Annotated in this window: 20 protein-coding genes; 9 read left to right on the top strand and 11 right to left on the bottom strand. The window is 65.0% G+C overall.

What is annotated here, in order from left to right; genetic code table 11:
- Positions 1 to 3 precede the first annotated feature (3 nt).
- Both RPB_RS13750 and RPB_RS13745 read left to right on the top strand, forming a co-directional pair.
- On the top strand, positions 4 to 387 hold the full coding sequence (locus tag RPB_RS13750) for an Mth938-like domain-containing protein (RefSeq protein ID WP_011441617.1): 384 nt from the start codon (positions 4 to 6) through the stop codon (positions 385 to 387).
- The gene (locus RPB_RS13745) at positions 384 to 1,247 is read left to right on the top strand and encodes a phytoene/squalene synthase family protein (protein WP_011441616.1); all 864 of its coding nucleotides are present in this window, start codon (positions 384 to 386) and stop codon (positions 1,245 to 1,247) included. Before RPB_RS13750 ends, RPB_RS13745 begins: the two co-directional genes overlap by 4 nt.
- A gap of 190 nt (positions 1,248 to 1,437) precedes the next feature.
- Here the strand turns inward: RPB_RS13745 and trmFO are convergent, their stop codons facing one another.
- The 3 genes from trmFO to RPB_RS13735 all read right to left on the bottom strand — a co-directional run bounded on the left by trmFO (position 1,438) and on the right by RPB_RS13735 (position 4,641).
- Positions 1,438 to 2,886, bottom strand: coding sequence for a methylenetetrahydrofolate--tRNA-(uracil(54)-C(5))-methyltransferase (FADH(2)-oxidizing) TrmFO (gene trmFO, locus RPB_RS13740; protein ID WP_011441615.1), 1,449 nt, complete (start codon positions 2,884 to 2,886; stop codon positions 1,438 to 1,440).
- 143 nt (positions 2,887 to 3,029) lie between these two features.
- Positions 3,030 to 3,182, bottom strand: coding sequence for a DUF1127 domain-containing protein (locus RPB_RS24175; protein WP_011441614.1), 153 nt, complete (start codon positions 3,180 to 3,182; stop codon positions 3,030 to 3,032).
- A gap of 556 nt (positions 3,183 to 3,738) precedes the next feature.
- Positions 3,739 to 4,641, bottom strand: coding sequence for a DUF2189 domain-containing protein (locus RPB_RS13735; RefSeq protein WP_011441613.1), 903 nt, complete (start codon positions 4,639 to 4,641; stop codon positions 3,739 to 3,741).
- Between the two features lie 457 nt (positions 4,642 to 5,098).
- Between RPB_RS13735 and RPB_RS13730 the strand changes: the two genes are divergently transcribed.
- Positions 5,099 to 5,482 (top strand): DUF3597 domain-containing protein, encoded by a 384-nt coding sequence (locus tag RPB_RS13730; protein WP_011441612.1) that lies wholly within the window; start codon positions 5,099 to 5,101, stop codon positions 5,480 to 5,482.
- Between the two features lie 113 nt (positions 5,483 to 5,595).
- On the opposite strand, the gene RPB_RS13725 is transcribed toward RPB_RS13730, so the two are convergent.
- Entirely contained in the window at positions 5,596 to 5,886 is a 291-nt protein-coding gene (locus RPB_RS13725) for a GNAT family N-acetyltransferase (protein ID WP_011441611.1), read from the bottom strand.
- A 323-nt stretch (positions 5,887 to 6,209) separates the two neighbouring features.
- Between RPB_RS13725 and RPB_RS13720 the strand changes: the two genes are divergently transcribed.
- A complete protein-coding gene (locus tag RPB_RS13720) occupies positions 6,210 to 7,151 on the top strand; it encodes a tetratricopeptide repeat protein (RefSeq protein ID WP_041798723.1) in 942 nt (313 codons plus the stop codon).
- A gap of 26 nt (positions 7,152 to 7,177) precedes the next feature.
- On the opposite strand, the gene RPB_RS13715 is transcribed toward RPB_RS13720, so the two are convergent.
- Positions 7,178 to 7,693 carry a DUF3828 domain-containing protein gene (locus tag RPB_RS13715; RefSeq protein WP_011441609.1) on the bottom strand — a complete coding sequence of 172 codons (516 nt, stop codon included), beginning with the start codon at positions 7,691 to 7,693 and terminating at the stop codon, positions 7,178 to 7,180.
- 135 nt (positions 7,694 to 7,828) lie between these two features.
- On the opposite strand from RPB_RS13715, the gene RPB_RS25175 reads away from it, so the two are divergent.
- On the top strand, positions 7,829 to 7,957 hold the full coding sequence (locus tag RPB_RS25175) for a hypothetical protein (RefSeq protein WP_011441608.1): 129 nt from the start codon (positions 7,829 to 7,831) through the stop codon (positions 7,955 to 7,957).
- Positions 7,958 to 8,010: 53 nt separating this feature from the next.
- Here the strand turns inward: RPB_RS25175 and RPB_RS13710 are convergent, their stop codons facing one another.
- Positions 8,011 to 8,787 (bottom strand): ion transporter, encoded by a 777-nt coding sequence (locus RPB_RS13710; protein ID WP_011441607.1) that lies wholly within the window; start codon positions 8,785 to 8,787, stop codon positions 8,011 to 8,013.
- Between the two features lie 116 nt (positions 8,788 to 8,903).
- Between RPB_RS13710 and RPB_RS13705 the strand changes: the two genes are divergently transcribed.
- On the top strand, positions 8,904 to 9,113 hold the full coding sequence (locus RPB_RS13705) for a DUF433 domain-containing protein (RefSeq protein WP_245258224.1): 210 nt from the start codon (positions 8,904 to 8,906) through the stop codon (positions 9,111 to 9,113).
- Positions 9,114 to 9,149: 36 nt separating this feature from the next.
- Here the strand turns inward: RPB_RS13705 and RPB_RS13700 are convergent, their stop codons facing one another.
- Entirely contained in the window at positions 9,150 to 9,518 is a 369-nt protein-coding gene (locus tag RPB_RS13700; protein WP_011441605.1) for a hypothetical protein, read from the bottom strand.
- Between the two features lie 225 nt (positions 9,519 to 9,743).
- Here RPB_RS13700 and RPB_RS13695 point away from each other — a divergent pair, with 225 nt between their 5' ends.
- Both RPB_RS13695 and RPB_RS13690 read left to right on the top strand, forming a co-directional pair.
- Complete coding sequence (locus tag RPB_RS13695; protein ID WP_011441604.1) at positions 9,744 to 10,529, top strand: DUF5131 family protein; 786 nt, start codon at positions 9,744 to 9,746, stop codon at positions 10,527 to 10,529.
- Positions 10,530 to 10,550: 21 nt separating this feature from the next.
- Positions 10,551 to 11,798: a three-Cys-motif partner protein TcmP gene (locus RPB_RS13690; RefSeq protein ID WP_011441603.1), complete on the top strand. Its 1,248-nt coding sequence runs from the start codon at positions 10,551 to 10,553 to the stop codon at positions 11,796 to 11,798.
- A gap of 61 nt (positions 11,799 to 11,859) precedes the next feature.
- On the opposite strand, the gene uvrA is transcribed toward RPB_RS13690, so the two are convergent.
- Both uvrA and RPB_RS13680 read right to left on the bottom strand, forming a co-directional pair.
- Positions 11,860 to 14,895, bottom strand: a complete 3,036-nt coding sequence (gene uvrA / locus RPB_RS13685; RefSeq protein WP_011441602.1) for an excinuclease ABC subunit UvrA — start codon at positions 14,893 to 14,895, stop codon at positions 11,860 to 11,862.
- A 310-nt stretch (positions 14,896 to 15,205) separates the two neighbouring features.
- Entirely contained in the window at positions 15,206 to 15,937 is a 732-nt protein-coding gene (locus RPB_RS13680) for an outer membrane protein (RefSeq protein WP_011441601.1), read from the bottom strand.
- Positions 15,938 to 16,415: 478 nt separating this feature from the next.
- Here RPB_RS13680 and RPB_RS13675 point away from each other — a divergent pair, with 478 nt between their 5' ends.
- Positions 16,416 to 16,919 carry a single-stranded DNA-binding protein gene (locus tag RPB_RS13675; RefSeq protein WP_011441600.1) on the top strand — a complete coding sequence of 168 codons (504 nt, stop codon included), beginning with the start codon at positions 16,416 to 16,418 and terminating at the stop codon, positions 16,917 to 16,919.
- 58 nt (positions 16,920 to 16,977) lie between these two features.
- On the opposite strand, the gene RPB_RS13670 is transcribed toward RPB_RS13675, so the two are convergent.
- Together RPB_RS13670 and RPB_RS13665 are read right to left on the bottom strand one after the other, a co-directional pair.
- On the bottom strand, positions 16,978 to 17,352 hold the full coding sequence (locus tag RPB_RS13670; RefSeq protein WP_011441599.1) for a hypothetical protein: 375 nt from the start codon (positions 17,350 to 17,352) through the stop codon (positions 16,978 to 16,980).
- Positions 17,349 to 18,644, bottom strand: a complete 1,296-nt coding sequence (locus RPB_RS13665; RefSeq protein WP_011441598.1) for a hemolysin family protein — start codon at positions 18,642 to 18,644, stop codon at positions 17,349 to 17,351. Before RPB_RS13665 ends, RPB_RS13670 begins: the two co-directional genes overlap by 4 nt.
- Between the last annotated feature and the right edge of the window lie 26 nt (positions 18,645 to 18,670).

The following is an 18,670-nucleotide window of genomic DNA, read 5'->3' as shown; positions in this document are numbered from 1 at the left end:
GCTTTGGCGGACCGCCCGGAGATCCCGCATTTTCCGCGCACGGCCTCGGTCGAGGCCTATGGCAAGGGCGGGTTCTATTTCGGCGACATGTCGCATGTCGGCTCGCTGCTGTTCCTGCCCGACGCGGTGTGGGGCTGGGACGTCACCGAGCCGGCCCAGATCGACCGCTATAGCCTGCAGCGGGTGTTCGACAACGCCAACGCGATCGAGACGCTGATCGTCGGCACCGGCACCGACGTCTGGATCGCGCCGCGTCCGCTCCGCGAGCAACTGCGCGCCGTGGGCATCGTTCTGGATACGATGCAGACCGGGCCGGCGGTGCGGACCTACAACATCATGATCGGCGAGCGCCGCCGCGTCGCCGCGGCGCTGATCGCGGTGCCATGAGCGGCAACGCCGGCGACGACGCCGCCGCGGCATTCTGCGCCGAACTGGTGCGCAGCCACGATTTCGACCGCTACGCCGCGACGCTGTTCGTCGAGCCGCCGCGCCGGCGCGCGCTGCTGGCGCTGTACGCCTTCAACGTCGAGGTGGTGCGCGTCCGCGACCAGGTCAGCCAGCCGCTGCCGGGCGAAATCCGGCTGCAATGGTGGACCGACACGCTGGCCGGCACCGCGCATGGCGGCATCGAAGGCAATCCGGTCGCGGCCGAATTGTTGCGCGCGACCGGGCAGCACGGGCTGCCGGTCGCGGCTCTGGCGCAACTGATCGAAACGCATCTGTTCGACCTCTACAACGACCCGATGCCGACGCTGACCGTGCTGGAAGCCTATGCGGCCGATACCGACGGCGCGCTGTTCGCGCTGGCGGCGCGGATCCTCGATCAGGGCTCGGAGGCGGTCGACCATCTCGCCCGCCATGCCGGGGTGGCGCAGGGATTCGCGCGCGCGATCGCGCGGCTGCCGATCGATGCAGCGCGACGGCAGTGCTTCGTCCCGCTCGAGCTTTTGGCGGCGCACGGCAGCAGCGAGGCCGAGGTCTATGCCGGCCGCGCCACACCGGCGCTACGGCTGACGCTCGACGCGCTGATCGCCGAGGCGCAGCGCCATTGCGACGCCGCGCTGCGGCTGCTCGCCGAAGTGCCGCCACCGGCGCGCCGCGCGTTCCTGCCGCTGGCGCTGGCGCAGCGCGATCTCGACCGGCTGGCGCAGCCCGGCACCGACCTGTTCGCGCCGCACGAGCGCTCCCGTCTGGCGACGCTGTGGACCCTGTGGAAGGCGTCGCGGACGCGGGCGTTTCGGCAATAACGACACGCACGGACTCGTCATCCTGAGGCGCTCGCCGTCTTCGGCGAGCCTCGAAGGATGCGGCGACAGGCACCTGCGGCTCATCCTTCGAGGCGGCCGCTGCGCGGCGGCGCCTCAGGATGACGGAGTAGTTGTGGCGGGCGCACAACAGCTGACGCCGCAACAAATGTCGGATGCATCGGCAGAGGCGCTACGCCGCCGCCGGTAGCTTCAGGCTTGCAGCGATCCACGCATCCAGATCCGCCAGCGCGCGGGCGCTGAGCGCCTGTTTCTTGGCGACCGACTTTTCCGGGCCGCGCAGCTTCTTGCCGTCGGGGCCGTGGGTCGGCGCCTGCGCCAGCGGCGGGAACAGGCCGAAATTGATGTTCATCGGCTGAAACGAGCGCGGGCCGGCGTCGATGGTCTCGATATGGCCGCCGGTGATGTGGCCGAGCAGGGCGCCGAGCGCGGTGGTCGGCGGCGGCGTCGTCATGGATCGGCCGAGCGCGTCGGCGGCGGCGCTGAGCCCGGCGACGAGACCGATGCCGGCTGATTCGACATAGCCTTCGCAGCCGGTCATCTGGCCGGCGAACCGCAGCCGCGGCGCGGCGCGCAGCCGCAGGCCGGCATCGAGCAGCTTCGGCGAGTTCAGAAACGTGTTGCGATGCAGCCCGCCGAGCCTTGCAAATTCAGCATTTTCCAGCCCCGGGATGGTGCGGAAGACGCGTTGCTGCGCGGCGTAGTTCAGCTTGGTCTGGAAGCCGACCATGTTGAACAGCGTGCCGAGCTTGTTGTCCTGGCGGAGCTGGACGATGGCGTAGGCCTTGACCGTCGGGTTGTGCGGATTGGTGAGCCCGACCGGCTTCATCGGCCCGTGGCGCAGCGTCTCGCGGCCGCGCTCGGCCATCACCTCGATCGGCAGGCAGCCGTCGAAATACGGCGTGTCCTTCTCCCAGTCCTTGAAATCGACCTTGTCGCCGGCGATCAGCGCGTCGACGAAAGCGTCGTACTGCTCGCGATTCATCGGGCAGTTGAGATAGTCGGCGCCGCTGCCGCCGGGGCCGGCCTTGTCGTAGCGCGACTGGAACCAGGCGATCGACATGTCGATCGAGTCGCGATGCACGATCGGGGCGATGGCGTCGAAGAACGCCAGCGCGGATTCATCGGTCAGCGCGCGGACCGCCTCGGCCAGCGCCGCCGAGGTCAGCGGGCCGGTGGCGACGATGACGTTGCCCCAGTCCTCCGGCGGCAGGCCGGCGATTTCCTCGCGGCGGATCTCGATCAGCGGATGCTCGGCCAGCGCCTTCGTGACGGCGGCGGAGAAGCCGTCGCGATCGACCGCCAGCGCGCCGCCGGCCGGGACCTGATTGGCGTCGGCCGCGCGCATCACCAGCGAGCCGAGCCGGCGCATCTCGGCGTGCAGCAGCCCGACCGCGTTGTTGGCGGCGTCATCGGAGCGGAAGGAATTGGAGCAGACCAGCTCGGCGAGGCCGTCGGTCTTGTGCGCCTCTGTCGAGCGATGCGGCCGCATCTCGTGCAGCACGACGCGCACGCCGGCGCGCGCCAATTGCCAGGTGGCTTCGGAGCCGGCGAGGCCGCCGCCGATGACGTGAACAGGCTGGTTGGACGCGGGTTGGGGAGGGGGCGCGGCAATGATCATGCGCAACAGCTAGCGCGTTTCCGCCCCGGGTCAAATCCGTTTCGGCGGTCGCGGCCAGGTCAGGGCGGCCGATCAGCATGGCCCGGATACGACAACGCCCGCAGCGATGCGGGCGTTATCCGAGAACAGGTCGGGTCGGACGGTCAGCCATTGAAGTGACCGGACGCCACGCGCGGGATGTCCGAGCGGTCGAGTCCGATATCGGCCAGTTCGCGATCACTGAGCTGCGAGAGTTCAGCGAGATTGCGCTGATAATCCCGGAACGCCCGGAGGGCGCGGATGAGCGAAAGCAACATGGTAGTCTCCTTAGTTCACGGTTCAGTTCTTCGTCGGCCGAACCGTTGAAAGGAATATAGGGCAGAGTCGGCGCAACCAGCAGCGTAAATGCTGCACCGCAGCTAGGCGATATGGACATACCTTTGGGAAGGAATGATTAACCCTTCCGCGCCGAGCTGCGTGGAGCGCGCATGGGACGCGCCCACCATCGTCAGCGGCTCACCCGCGCACTAAGGTCTAATCCCAGGAAATATACTGCATATCAGCGGGCTGACGGCACGTCGCGCGCCTGATTTTTTAATGGGATGATGAAATCCAATTCCGGACGACGAGTTAATCGGCCACAGCAATTGCGACTTATTCTATGCGTTAAACGCATGATGAACGGGTGTTCAGGGCGATGATGGTTTGATCTATCGCAATGCACAACACCGAATTGCCGCGGTGTCGGGGTGCAGCCGGTGTCCGAGCCATCCGGCCGTCCGGTTGTGTTGTGATCAAATCGGCACCGGCCGCACCGACAGCAGGCGCGCAGGATGACGATTCGCGTGGGCGTCATCCTGCCGGCGCTGGCTTCTAGCCCGCCTTGCGCTTCCACTGCAGCAGCGTCGCGGGGAAGTCGGCCGCGGAACGCTTGATCGGGTTCGGCGGGGGAATCTGCGGCGGATGCGGATTGGGCTCGATCACCTTGCGGTAGAGATGCCAGGTGGCGTGGCCGAGCAGCGGGATGACCACCGCGAGGCCGAGGAAGGCCGGCAGCGAGCCCAGCACCAGCAGCGCGGCCACGATCAGGCCCCAGGCGGCGATTTCCAGCGGATTGCGCGCGGCGACGCGCAACGACGCCGTCACCGCTGCGCCGACCCCGGCCTGACGGTCGAGCATCATCGGAAACGCCACCACGCTGACGCACAGCGCCGCGACCGCGAACATGAAGCCGACACCGCAGCCGATCGCGATCAGGCTCCAGCCTTCCGGCGTGGTCAGCACACGGGTGACGAAATCCGGGATCGCCGCCGCCGGCGCATGGCCGAAGGTGGCGACATAGATGCCCTGCGCGGTCGCGATCCACACCCCGAACACGGCGAACAGGATCGCGCCGAGCCCTAGCATCGCCCCGATCGACGGCGAACGCAGCACGTCGACGGCGTGCCACGCCGAGGCATCCTCGCCGGCCTTGCGTCGGCGGCTCAGTTCGTACAGCCCGAGGGCTGCGAACGGCCCGATCAGCGCGAAGCCGGCGGCGAGCGGAAACAGCAGCGGCAGCACCGAATAGCCGAGCACAAGCCGCGCCAGCACCAGGCCGAGCACCGGATAGATCACGCACAGCATCACGGCGTGGCTGGGCACCGCCTTGAAGTCGTCCCAGCCGCGCCGCAGCGCGTCGTGCAGGTCGGCAAGAGCGATACGATGAACCGACGGCTCGGCCGCCGCGCCGATCGGGCGGGCGTCACTGGCTTCGGCAGGATAGATCGTGGCCATGCTCGTTTCTCCCGTGTGGGCACATGTGACGGCACGTGCTGTGGACCGGATCCTTCGCCGGATGAGGCGGGCCGGGCTTGGTTCGGTGCGGACACGAGCAGGAGCACTTCAATCAGACGCGAGAGCAACGAGCGAACTGGTCCTGTGACCTGGGCTTTGCCGCGACCTGTGACGATAGCCTAACGCCGATCGCACCCGCTGGTTGCTCACGCTTCGGTGAGAGCGGATTTGTCGCGGCGCCGCGCGGCGCAGTTAGTTGCGGCGCCGATTAGTTCCACCAGGGTCGGGCTGTTTGCGTGCAGATGCGAACAAATAATTAGTTCATTCGCGCTGCACCATCCCCGGCTTCACGGCGTTGACATATTTGGCAAGCTCGCCGCGACGCGGTAGCTTCGCCTGCCGGGCGCGGCGCAAATCGTCGTGGCCAGGCCAAGAGTCCCTTACCCTGGAGAGACGAATGAGCATTTTCGGCAAGATCATGGGCGCGATTTTCGGCAGCAGCGCGGACGCCGCGCCGGGCGGCAGCGCAGGTACGAGCACGGCCGCTCCGGGAACCGCGCCGGCGCCGGGGAGTTCGGGTGCAACCGTCGATGTCGCCCCGATCCTCGACCAGGCCGTGAAGGCCAAGGGCGAGAAGCTGGAGTGGCGCACCTCGATCGTCGACCTGATGAAGGCGCTGGATATCGATTCCAGCCTGTCGGCGCGCAAGGAGCTCGCCAAGGAGCTCGGCTACACCGGCGACACCGGCGACAGCGCCAGCATGAACATCTGGCTGCACAAGCAGGTGATGGCCAAGCTCGCCGCCAATGGCGGCAAGGTGCCGGACGATCTGAAGGATTGATCGCGCCCACCACGCCGAGGGGCCCGCGAGCGGGCCTCTCGTTTGGGCAGGTTTGTTTCGGCGCGATGGATGGCGCCGATCCGGGGCGCCGGCGGTAGCCGACCGCGACCGCGCTATCGGATCAGGTCGGCATATTCCGGATGTGCGTCGAGATAATCGGCGACGAAGCCACAACCCGCGGTCACCTTCAGCCCCTCGGCGCGCACCAGATCCAACGCGCCGCGAACCAGCCGCGAGGCGATGCCGCGGCCGCGCAGCGGTGGCGGCGTCTCGGTATGGGTGATGACGACGTGGCCGTTGACGCGCCGATAGTTCGCAAACGCGATCTCACCATAGGCATCGAGCTCGAAGCGGTTAAGCGCCTTGTTGTCGCGCACGTTGGCCGCGATCGTCGTCTCGCTCATGTCGTTCCCCTATGTCAGTCGATGATTTCACAGGCGATATCACGGTCGATGATCTCACCCGCCACCGCAGCAGCGTCGATGGCCTTCAGGTGGAGTCTCGAACCTTGATGTCAAGGCAGGCGTGACGTTGTCTGCTCGCCCTCGCATCGACGCGCACTGTGAATCGAAGGTCCGACGTTAAAGCCATAGTGAAATGCCGGACGCAATCCGGGCAATCCCTGAGGTCGGCATTCCGGATGCCGCCTTGGCGCGGTTGCGACACCGTGAACCGCAACCGCGCAGCCTGCGACAAAGCCGTCAACGCAGGCGCGAGGGAAACCGACATGCGATCTCACATGGTCTCGTCGAATGTCGTGGCGGTCGCGCTGTTCGCGTTGCTGTCGCAAAGTGCCGCGGCCGAGGACGCCGCGTGGAAAGGCTGTGTCGGACTGCAGGGCTCTCCGGCGGAGCGCGTCGCCGCCTGCAGCACGGTGATCGAGACCAACGCCGAAACTGGCCGGCGGCTGGCGGCGGCGTATTGCAACCGGGGCCACGGCCTGACCGAACAGCGCAAGCTCGACGAGGCGATGGCCGATCTCGAAGCGGCGGTGCGGCTCGATCCGGGATTCGCCTGCGCCTACAACAATCGGGGCCGGGTCTATGCGTTCAAGGGAGAGGGCGATCGCGCGTTGGCCGACTACGACGAAGCAATCAGGCTCGATGCGAAATTCGCGCTGGCCTACAACAACCGCGCCATGATCTGGCTCGCCCGGCGCGACCCCGACCGCGCACTGGACGACCTCTCCGCGGCGATCACAGCGGACCCGGGGCTCGCCGTCGCTTACGGCAATCGCGGCCACATCTACTATCAGCAGCGCGACATGGCTCGTGCGCTGGCGGATTTCGACGCCGAGATCGCCTTGCGGCCCAACGTGCTCGCCTACATCAATCGCGGCAATGTCCATCGCGACACCGAGCAACTCGACCGCGCCGCCGCGGATTACGGCGAGGCGATCCGGCTGGCGCCGGAGGACGCCCGCGGCTGGCGCAATCGGGCGCTGATCAAGCTGTACCAGGGCGACAACAAGGGCGGCCTCGCCGACTACGACAAGGCGCTACGCTACGATCCGGCCGACGTGTTCTCCTGGAACAACCGCGCCCAGGCCAGGATGCGGCTCGGCGACCGCAGCGGCGCGATCGCGGATTTCCGCAAGGCGCTGGAATTGCGGCCGGGCCTGCAGACCGCGCGGGATTCGCTGAAGCGGCTCGGCGCTGCGGTGAACTGATCGCAGCGCTGCCTCGATCGATACCGTCAGCGCTTGAGCGAGTCGGCCAGCAATTTGCGCACCGACCACGCTTCGCCGTCGACCGCGCCGCGGATGTCGTCGATCCGCCAGTGGCCGCCGTCGCGGACGAAGTCGTAGCGGATCACGCCGTCCTCCGCCTTGTCGCGCGGCTGGCTGCCGGTGAGGGTGACGGCGAGCGTCGCGCTGGCGTCGTCCTCTTTCTCGACCTTGATGGCGAACGCCTTGATGTCGGGGTCCTGCGAATTGCTCACCGGATCGAAATCGACCGGCCCGATGTCGTCCTTCGTTCTCGCCTCGGCCCTGGTCCACAGCGCGGCGAAGGATTTCGACAGAATCTTCGCGCGACTCTTCGGGCTGTTGACCAGATCGCTGCCGCCGGGGGAGGAGGCGGTGTAGAGCCTCGTCAGCAGCGCCGTCGGATCATTCGCCGGCGGCTTGGCCGGCGGCGTGGCCTGCGCCAGCGCGGCGGCGGGAACGGCGAGGGAAGCGGTGGCGATCAGGAACGTGCGGCGGCTGAGCATGGCGACCCCGGAACAATGATGCGGCGCGCTTATAGCGCACAAGCCCGGTGTCCTGTCGATATCCCGCGCTGCATCCGGCGAACGATGCTATGCAGCCATCGACGCCGCATCGGCGAACCGCCTCGGGAGACCACCATGGCCAATGAAAAGGGCCCCAATGTCAAGAAGAAGCAGAAGTGCAAGAACTGCGAAGGCAAGGGCACGCTGAAGAAGGGCGACAAGGTGGTGACCTGCCAGCGTTGCAAGGGCACCGGGCTGCGCTGATCCGCGCGCATGATCCCGAAAAGTGGAGACCGGTTTTCGGACAAGATCATGCCCTATGTGAGCCCATCGTCGGGAATGTTCAGCACGGTGCCGCAGGCCTTGCAGTGCACTGCGTCGGCATCGTGGCGCTGCAGCCCGCAGACCGGGCAGGGAAAGCGCACCTTGTTCGGGCTGATCAGCGCCCGCGCCAGATTGAAGAACAGCGTGACGCCGAAGATCATGATGGCGACGCTGATCAGCCGGCCGAGCGTGCCCGGCAGCGTGATATCGCCGAAGCCGGTGGTGGTCAGCGCGGTGACGGTGAAATACAGCGCATCGGCGTAGTGGGCGATCTGCGGATTGTGCGAGCGCTGGGTCTCGTAGACGATCGCCGTCATCACGAAGATGAACACCGCCAGATTGGTCACGGCGATCACGACGTCCTCGTTGCGGCGGAAGAAGTCGCTGTCGTTGCGCAGCCGCGACAGCATCTGATAGTCGTGCAGCAGCCGCAGCGTGCGCAGGATGCGCAGGAAGCCGCCGCCCTCGCCGGCCAGCGGCGCCAGAAACGACACGATCGCCACGATGTCGGTCCAGGTCGCGAGCCGGGTGAAATCCTTCATCCGGTGCCGGCTGATCAGCAGCCTTGCGGCGAAATCGACCAGGATCAGCGCGCCGAACACCACGTCCAGCGTCTCGACGATGTCGTTCGACGGCACGAACGAGGTGCCGATGATGAACAGCACCGTGACGATGTCGAACGCCAGCACGCCATAGCGAAACACCACCCCACGCGGCGAGGCGCCTTCGTAGAGTTCGCGGAGGAAGGATTTCAGCTCGGCGTAGGTCATGAGGCGAGTATTGGACCGGGCGGGGCGGGGGAGGCAATGGGGTTCGCGCGAGATCCGGCTCAAAGGCCGCGTCGGGCAAGTCCGGCCGAGGCTCCAGCCGGTGCATGGCAGGCGCCATGAATTATGCTATAATCCATATCATGCGCCACGAACGTATCCAGATCGATCCCGAAGTGATGGGCGGCAAGCCGGTCGTGCGGGGCACGCGCATCCCGGTGGAACTGATCCTGCGCAAACTCGGCGCCGGACTGTCGACCGCGCAAATCGTCGCCGAGCATCCGCGGCTGACGGCGGACGACATCCGGGCGGCGCAAGCGGATGCGTGAGCTACGCACCGACGACTGAGAGACTGTGGACCGGCCTCAGCCGCAATTCCACACCGGCCCGATCGGCGTCTGCGTCCAGCAAGGCCCGAAGCTGCCGCCATTGTAGCGGCCGCGGTAGAAGCCCGGCCGGCCGAGATAGCGCCATTCGCCGGACCAGCCGCCGTTCCAGCGATAATATTCCGGCGTTGGATCGATGTACCACGGCCGCTTCGGCCGCAGCATCGCCCGCTGCGGGCGGGACAGCTTCTGCATGAACAGCGGCACCGAATTGCTCGGCGGCTGCACATAGCCGGGCAGGCCGCTGCTCTGTGCCCGCTTGGCGTGCTTCTTGGGCGAAGCCGCCGAGGCGGCGAGGGGAAGCAGCGCGAGGGTGATTGCGAGCGTGAGGGCGGTGAGGCGGGTCATGGGGGGAGTGTAGACGGGTGGGGGCGGGAGGGCGATTCAAATTCGGGTGTGACGGGGCCACACGCGGCATCTATAGATGTCGCTCGCTTCATCGAAGTGGAGCTTCCCAGACGGTACAGCCTGCTGCGGGATGCCCAATTGGCGAGTGATGGCGTCAATCCGCATTTTTGTGGATTGTGAACTATTTTTGGTCACTTTCCTATAAGTGCTGCACTGGGGCGAACGATGGCTGAAACACAGATCGAATGGACCGATGCCACGTGGAACCCCGTGGTCGGCTGCACGATCGTAAGCGCGGGCTGCACCAACTGTTACGCGATGGAAATGGCTCGCCGCCTGCAAGCCATGCAGGTTGCGAAATACGCTGGCTTAACGCGGAGAAGTTCAAAACGAGTTATCTGGAATGGCGTCGTGCGCGAAGATGCCGACGCGCTTGCAATCCCGTACCGGTGGCGGAAGCCAAAGAAGATCTTCGTCAACTCGATGAGCGATCTATTCCACGAACGGGTGAGCGACGCCTTCATAAATAAGGTATGGGATGTGATGCGGGACACGCCGCGTCATCACTATCAGATCTTAACAAAACGCCCGGCGCGGATGAGCACCTTCGTGCGATCCCACCTTGCTACCGTTCTCCCGAACGTATGGCTGGGGACGAGTGTTGAGAATGGCGCTGTTGTAGATCGCATCGATCACTTACGCACAGTGCCAGCAGCAATCCGTTTCTTGTCGTTCGAACCCTTGATAGGATCGGTCGGCGCGGTTGATTTATGCGGAATTGATTGGGCGATTGTGGGTGGCGAAAGCGGTCGTTCCGCAAGACCGATCCGCGAAGAATGGATCGACGAAATTTACGAACAGTGTGAGCGTTTCAACACCACCTTCTTTTTTAAGCAGTGGGGCACTTGGGGTAAAGATAACAAGCGGCGATCCAAGAAGGCGAACGGCCGCGAGTATCGCGGTCAACACTGGGATGGGATGCCAGCATTAGATCGAACGATCGGAGCCTAGACCCGGTCGCCGGGGGTATTTATGGTTGCAAAGCCTTACACGTGGAAAGATGGCGCGACGTTAGAAGAACATTCGCGCCGCAAGCACCAAATCATCCGACAGTACTTTGCCCGTTACATTAGGGTCCGTTGCCAGCTTCCGCAGCAATCAAAGTTCCGATTTGCAATAGTTGATGGATTCGCTGGCGGCGGCGTCTACAATTGTGGCGCATCGGGATCGCCGTTGATCTTCATTGAGGAATTGCGTGCCACTTCAATCGAACTGAACCTGAGACGCGCTAATGAAGGCATGTCGCCATTAGATATAGAATGTGTACTAATCTTCAACGATTTCGATCCCGGCGCTATTGAAATCCTAAAGCAGCACGTCGCGCCTCTGCTCGCCGGGATTAAGGAAAGTGAGCCACGTCTTCATCTTGAAGTTCACTACCGGCAGCAGGAATTCGAAAACGTCTACGCCGAGATACGTGAGTTTCTGCAATACAATCGAGTGCAAAGCGTTCTGTTTAATCTGGATCAGTGCGGCAACAGTCGCGTAGCGCACGAAACGCTTACCGACATAATCGCGTCGTTTTCGTCACCTGAGATTTTCTACACTTTCGCCATTGAGGCCTTGATTTCGTTCTTGAAAAAGACTGATCCAAATGCTTTGAACGCACGCCTAAATCCGATTGGAGTTGACGCGGACAGCGTGTCAAATCTCGGGCTAATGATGAACAATCAAGCGTGGCTTGGCGCTACTGAGCGGCTTGTGTTTGAAGCGTTCGAGCGATGCGCCAGCTATGTTAGCCCGTTTTCTATTCACAATCCGAACGGATGGAACTACTGGATGTTGCACTTTGCAAAGTCGCATCGCGCGCGACAGGAGTACAACGACGTACTGCACGACAACGCCAGCACGTTAGCGCACTACGGGCGGTCTGGCCTACATATGTTGGCTTACGATCCGCAACACGAAGGCGGCCTGTACCTATTCGACATGAAAGGCCGCGACAGCGCCAAATCGCAATTGCACGGTGACATTCCCCGCCTTGTATCCGAGTTCGGCGACGCTGTATCTGTTGCTGACTTTTACGCCAGCATCTATACGGCTACGCCGGCGCACACGCAGGATATTCATGGCGTGATGATCGAAAATCCGGACCTGCAAGTGGTCACGGCACGCGGCGGCGATCGGGGGGCGCCGCACACCATTCGTCCTACCGACACATTGCGGCTTCGACAGCAGCGCAGCTTTTCGTTTTCAACGCCGCCATCGAAACGTCGCTGACGTCGCCCGCATGGAACGAACGCATCAAATGGCCTTCGCTTGAACAACATTGGTGCGGCCCTTACTCCGCCGCCTCGTCCGTCTTCCGCTTCGTCGCCTTCGCCGGCCCCTTCTTCTCCAGCACCGGCTTCAGGAACTTCCCGGTGTAGCTCCGCGGTGCCTTGACGATGTCTTCCGGCGGGCCCCAGGCGACGATTTCGCCGCCGCCGTCGCCGCCTTCGGGGCCGAGGTCGATGACCCAGTCGGCGGTCTTGATGACTTCGAGATTGTGCTCGATCACCACCACGGTATTGCCCTGCGCCACCAGCTCGTGCAGCACTTCGAGCAGTTTGGCGACGTCGTGGAAGTGCAGGCCGGTGGTGGGCTCGTCCAAAATATAAAGCGTGCGGCCGGTGGCGCGCTTGCTCAGTTCCTTGGCGAGCTTGACGCGCTGGGCTTCGCCGCCGGAGAGCGTCGTCGCCTGCTGGCCGACATGGATGTAGTCGAGGCCGACGCGGTGCAGGGTCTTGAAGGTCTCGCGGACGCGCGGCACCGCCTTGAAGAAGTCGGCGGCTTCCTCGACCGTCATGTCGAGCACGTCGGCGATCGACTTGCCCTTGAACAGCACTTCGAGCGTTTCGCGGTTGTAGCGCTTGCCCTTGCAGACATCGCAGGTGACGTAGACGTCGGGCAAAAAGTGCATCTCGATCTTGATGACGCCGTCGCCCTGGCAGGCCTCGCAGCGGCCGCCCTTGACGTTGAAGGAGAAGCGGCCCGGCTCGTAGCCGCGCGCCTTGGACTCGGGCAGGCCGGCGAACCATTCGCGGATCGGCGTGAACGCGCCGGTGTAGGTCGCAGGATTGGAGCGCGGGGTGCGGCCGATCGGCGACTGGTCGATGTCGATGATCTTGTCGATGTGCTCGAGGCCCTCGATGCGGTCGTGCGGCGCCGGCGGCTCGGAGGCGTTGTTCAGCTTGCGGGCGATCGCCTTGTAGAACGTATCGATCAGCAGCGTCGACTTGCCGCCGCCGGAGACGCCGGTGACGCAGGTGAACAGGCCGAGCGGAATTTCGGCGGTGACGTTTTTGAGATTGTTGCCGCGGGCGTTGACCAGCTTGAGGGTGCGGCGATGGTTCGGCGGCCGGCGCTCCGGAATCGGCACCGACAATTCGCCGGTGAGATATTTGCCGGTCAGCGATTTCGGATTGGCCATCACCTCGTCGGGCGTGCCCTGCGCCACGATGTGGCCGCCATGGACGCCGGCGCCGGGGCCGATATCGAGCACGAAATCGGCCAGCCTGATCGCGTCCTCGTCATGCTCGACCACGATCACGGTGTTGCCGAGGTCGCGGAGTCGTTTCAGGGTGTCGAGCAGGCGGGCGTTGTCGCGCTGGTGCAGGCCGATCGACGGCTCGTCGAGCACGTAGAGCACGCCGGTGAGGCCGCTTCCGATCTGCGAGGCGAGCCGGATGCGCTGGCTTTCGCCGCCCGACAGCGTGCCGGCGGCGCGCGCCAGCGTCAGATAGTTGAGGCCGACGTCGAGCAGGAAGCTCAGCCGGTCGCGGATCTCCTTGAGGATGCGGACGGCGATCTCGTTCTGCTGGGTGTTGAGCGATGCCGGCACCGCCTCGAACCATTCGCCGGCGGCTTTCACGGAGAGTTCGGAGATGTTTCCGATGTGCTTGCCGCCGATCTTGACGCACAGCGCCTCGGGCTTGAGGCGATGGCCGTGGCAGGCCTCGCAAGGCACGTCGGAGAAGTACTTCCCGAGCTCCTCGCGCGCCCACTCGCTCTCGGTCTCGCGGAAGCGGCGCTCGATATTGGTCACCACGCCCTCGAACGGCTTCTTGGTGTCGTAGGAGCGCACCCCGTCTTCATAAGAGAATTTGATCTCGTCGTCGCCGGAGCCGAACAGCAGCGCGGTCTGGACCTTCTTCGGCAGGTCCTTCCATTTGGTGTCGAGCGTGAATTTGTAGAACTTCGCCAGCGCGGTCAGCGTCTGCAGATAGTAGGGCGAGGATGATTTCGCCCACGGCGCAATCGCGCCCTTGCGCAGCGTCAGCTCCTTGTCGGGCACGACCAAATCGGCGTCGATATGCTGCTCGATGCCGAGCCCGCCGCATTCCGGGCAGGCGCCGTAGGGATTGTTGAACGAGAACAGGCGCGGCTCGATTTCCGGAATGGTGAAGCCGGACACCGGGCAGGCGAATTTCTCCGAGAACAGGATGCGCTCGGCGCCGGTCTTGTCGTGGATCTTGGCGACCTTCTTGTCGGCCTTTTTCTTCTTGTCGCCGGGCTCGTCCGGACCGGGCTCGACGGCTGCCGCCGGCGGCGTGGCGGGCGCGTCGGCATATTCGATCACCGCCAGCCCTTCGGCGAGCTTCAGCGCGGTTTCAAAACTCTCGGCGAGGCGCTGGCCGATGTCGGGGCGGACCACGATGCGGTCGACCACGACGTCGATGTCGTGCGGGAATTTCTTGTCGAGCACCGGCGCTTCGGCGAGCTCGTGGAAGGCGCCGTCGATCTTGACGCGCTGGAAGCCTTTCTTGAGCCAGTCGGCGAGTTCCTTGCGGTACTCGCCCTTGCGGCCGCGCACCACCGGCGCCAGCAGATACAGCCGCGTGCCCTCCGGCAGCGCCAGCACCCGGTCGACCATCTGCGACACGGTCTGGCTCTCGATCGGCAGCCCGGTCGCGGGCGAATAGGGCACGCCGACGCGGGCCCACAACAGGCGCATGTAGTCGTAGATCTCGGTGACGGTGCCGACCGTGGAGCGCGGGTTCTTCGAGGTGGTCTTCTGCTCGATCGAGATCGCCGGCGACAGCCCGTCGATCTGATCGACGTCCGGCTTCTGCATCATCTCGAGGAACTGCCGCGCATAGGCCGACAGCGATTCGACGTAGCGGCGCTGGCCCTCGGCATAGATGGTGTCGAACGCCAGCGAGGATTTGCCGGAGCCGGACAGGCCGGTGAACACCGCGAGCTTGTCGCGCGGGATGACGACGTCGACGTTCTTGAGATTGTGCTCGCGGGCGCCGCGAATGGTGATGGCGGTCCGGCTCGAAGCCACCGACGGCCGTTGCGGCGGCTGGCGCTTCGCCTTGATCACTTCGTCCATGCAGGGTGTCCAGACGCGACGTCGCGCAGGTTGGGGCGCGCAGCCGGATTCATCCGGGCCGACGCCTGTTGGGCTGAGCCTGGAACATAGGAAGAACGGGAAGCAATTTCCAGAGCCGCGGCGCGGTCATCAACCGATTGTTGGCGGCTGGATCGTCACCGCCGTCCGGCTATCGTCGTTCCGCGCTGATCGGAGATCGCGCGCCGTGTCGGCCGGGGCCCACCCGACAGGCCGGCGACGCTTGGGGGTCCAAACAGCAGAAAGGCCGGCGCGCGGCCAGCCTTTCGTGTCTCAACCGATGTGGCGAAGCTCAGTACTTCGCGACGACCGGGCCGCCCCAGCGATAGTTGATGCGGGCGGTGACGATGTCGGCGTCCTGCTTGATGCGCTCGACAGCGGTGTTGGTGAAGGTGACGTCCTTCTTGTCGAGGAACAGATGATTGTACTCGACGGCGAACGACCAGTTCGGCGTGAAGCCGTATTCGAGGCCGGCGCCGACCGACGCGCCCCAGCGGGTCTCCGAAGCCGTTCCGGTCACGAGGCCGTCGGCGCGCCGAACGAATTCGTACTTGTCGTTGACGACCGCGGCACCGCCCTTGGCGTAGAGCAGGGCGTTGTTCCAGGCGTAGCCGACGCGGCCGGTGAACAGGCCGAAGGCTTCGACCTTGCTGTGATTGTCGAACAGGCCGCCGAGCAAGGTGACGTTCGAGCCCTTGAAGTCGGCCCAGTTGCCTTGCGCTTCGACGCCGAACACCCAGGAGCCCATCTGCCAGTTGTAGCCGACCTGGCCACCGGCGGTGGCGCCGGAGGCGTCATGCGAACCTTCGCTCAGCAGGAGGGCGCCGGGCGCGTAGAAATCCCAGCTCTTGCGGCTGGTGCCCCAGCCGCCGTTGGCGCCGATGTAGAAGCCCGACCAGTCGTAGATCGCGACGATCATCGGCGGCGGCGCCTTGGTGTAAGGACGGGCGGCCAGATCGGCAGCCATCGCCGGCGCCGCACCCAACGCAATCAGAGCCACGCTTCCCAGCAAAAATTTCTTCATCGCAATGTCCCCCAATTGTCCGTCTCGGTCTGCGTCTGCCGAGTCCCCTGCGGCAAATGCTGACGGCGCGAGCGCCTCATTCAGTGGGGGAAATATACGCGGTTCCGCAGAAAAAGCCGTCTCCGAAAAGCAACACTCGGCGACGAAGTGGCCGCGGAACACGATGATTCATCAGCAACAATTCGCCTTTCGCCCGCACCGAATTACCAATTTTGGTCACGGCGCCACGCGGCCGCCGGATAGCCATCGCAGAATCCCCATGAGTCTCGGGCATTCTCGCTTTTACTGCGAACAAAAATAGAACATTATCGCGCGATCCGTGGATAACGGGGGCGGGCGCCGTGTTTACCACCGCCAGAGGATGGGCGGCGCGCGGCGGACAGCGTAAGCGCTACAGGGACAGCGAGGCGTCGGGTGCGTGTTGCCGCATCGGGCCGGGCCTTGCGCGGTGGTTGGTTTCGAGTCGAAGGAGACGGCGATGGCGGGAAGCGTGAACAAGGTGATCCTGATCGGGAATCTCGGCGCTGATCCGGAGATCAAGCGGACGCAGGACGGGCGACCGATCGCCAATCTGCGGATCGCGACCTCGGAAAGCTGGCGCGACCGCGCCACCGGCGAGCGCAAGGAAAAAACCGAGTGGCACCGCGTGGTGATCTTCAGCGAGGGGCTGTGCAAGATCGCCGAACAGTACCTCAAGAAGGGCTCGAAGGTTTACCTCGAAGGCCAATTGCAGACACGCAAATGGACCGATCAGAGCGGCGCCGAACGGTACAGCACCGAAGTCGTGCTGCAGAACTTCAACTCGGTTCTGACCATGCTCGATGGCCGCCCCGGCAGCGGTGGTGGCGGCGGCTACGGAGGCGATGATTCGTCGGGCGGCGATTTCGGCTCGAGCGGCCCGTCCAGCAGCGCGCCGCGCCGGCCGGTGGCGGCGAGCGGCGGCGGCCGCGGCAGCGACATGGACGACGATATTCCGTTCTGAGGTTTCGGCGGGTGGGGACCTGCGCGGCCGTCCGGGCAACCGGGCGGCCGTTGCCGTTTCAGGCTCCGGAGGTGACCAGCGCGTACCCAAGCAGCACCTGGCTCGCGGCGAACAGCGTGCCGAAGATCCGCTGGTTGTGCCGCGCCAGCCAGCGCGGCAGCCAGATGTCGAAATTGTCGGCGCGATCGTCGGTGTAGCGCGCCGCCACCGCGGTCAGCGGGCAGCGCATCCCGTTCAGCAACAGCACCACCACCTCGCCCCAGACGAACAGACTCATCCACAGCGCCGCGGTGAGCTGGCCGAGCAGGGTGGCGATCGGGATCAGCACGATCGAACTGGCGAAGAACGCCCAGATCACGGTGTGCGCCGCGCGCACCGCGATCAGCGCCCGGGCGCGGCCGTCGGCCGTGCCGGCGATCGGCGGGGTCGTCACGCCGCCGTCTCCGCGTCGGCGCTCCGCGTCGCCATGATCTTGTCGATCCGCCGCCCGTCCAAGTCGAGAATCTCGATTCGCCAGCCCTGATAGTCGAATCGGTCGCCGACCGCCGGCAACGCGCCGAAATGCTGCAAAATAAGGCCCGCGACGGTGTGGTAGTCGCGGTGCTCCGGGATCGGCACCGGCAACAGATCGCCGAATTCGTCGACCGGCATCCAGCCCGCGATCAGATACGAGCCGTCCTCGCGGCGCACCGCGGCGGGCTCCGCCGGGCCGTCCTCGGACCCGAACGCGCCGACGATCGATTCGAGAATATCGGCGGTGGTGACGACGCCCTCGAAGGCGCCGAACTCGTCATAGACCAGCGCCATGTGCACCGACGATTTCCGCAGCGTGGCGAGCACGTCGCGGGCGTCGGCGGACGACGGAATCACCGGCGCGTCGCGCACCAGCGCGCGCAGGTCCGGCTTGTCGCCGCGCAGATAGACCTCGAGCATGTCCTTGGCCTGGATGATCCCGATCGGGTCGTCGCGATTGCCGTCGGTCACCGGCAGGCGGGAGTGCGGGCTGCCGAGAAAAGCCTCGCGGATCGTCTCGGGCGGATCGGCGAGATCGACCGAATCCACCTCCGGCCGCGGCGTCATCACCGCGCCGACCGGCCGGTCGCCGAGCCGCATCACCCCGGCGATCATCTCGCGCTCGCCGGGTTCGAGCACGCCGGCGGTTTCCGCTTCCATCACCAGATTGTGGATCTCTTCCTCGGAAATCTTCTCCTCCGCCGCGCCGCCCTGGCCCAGCAGTTTCAGAATGGCCTTGCCGGACAGATCGAGGATGAACACCACCGGCCGTGACACCTTGGCGATCACCGTCATCGCCGGGGCGACCTTGACGGCGACGGCTTCGGGGTCGCGCAGCGCGACCTGCTTCGGCACCAGTTCGCCGACGATCAACGTCGCATAGGTGATCAGCGTCACCACCAGGCCGAAGCCGATGATGTCGGGAAACGGAACGGCGAGCTCGGCCAGCCATTCGCTCAGGCGTTGGCCCAGCGTCGCGCCCGAGAACGCGCCGGACAACACACCGACCAGCGTGATGCCGATCTGGACTGTCGACAGGAACTTGCCGGGATCGTCGGCCAGCACCATCGCCTGCCGGGCGCCGCGGACCTTTTTTTGAGCCAGCAGCGCCAGCCTGGCCGGGCGGGACGACACAATCGCCAGCTCGGACATCGAAAGCAATCCGTTGGCGACGATCAGTCCCACAACGATTGCCAATTCTACCGATAACATGGCGCCAGCGCCGCCCCCTCTGCTGT

It is taken from the genome of Rhodopseudomonas palustris HaA2, from assembly GCF_000013365.1.
Taxonomy (GTDB): domain Bacteria; phylum Pseudomonadota; class Alphaproteobacteria; order Rhizobiales; family Xanthobacteraceae; genus Rhodopseudomonas; species Rhodopseudomonas palustris_J.
This window is presented reverse-complemented; position numbering and strand designations above follow the sequence as displayed.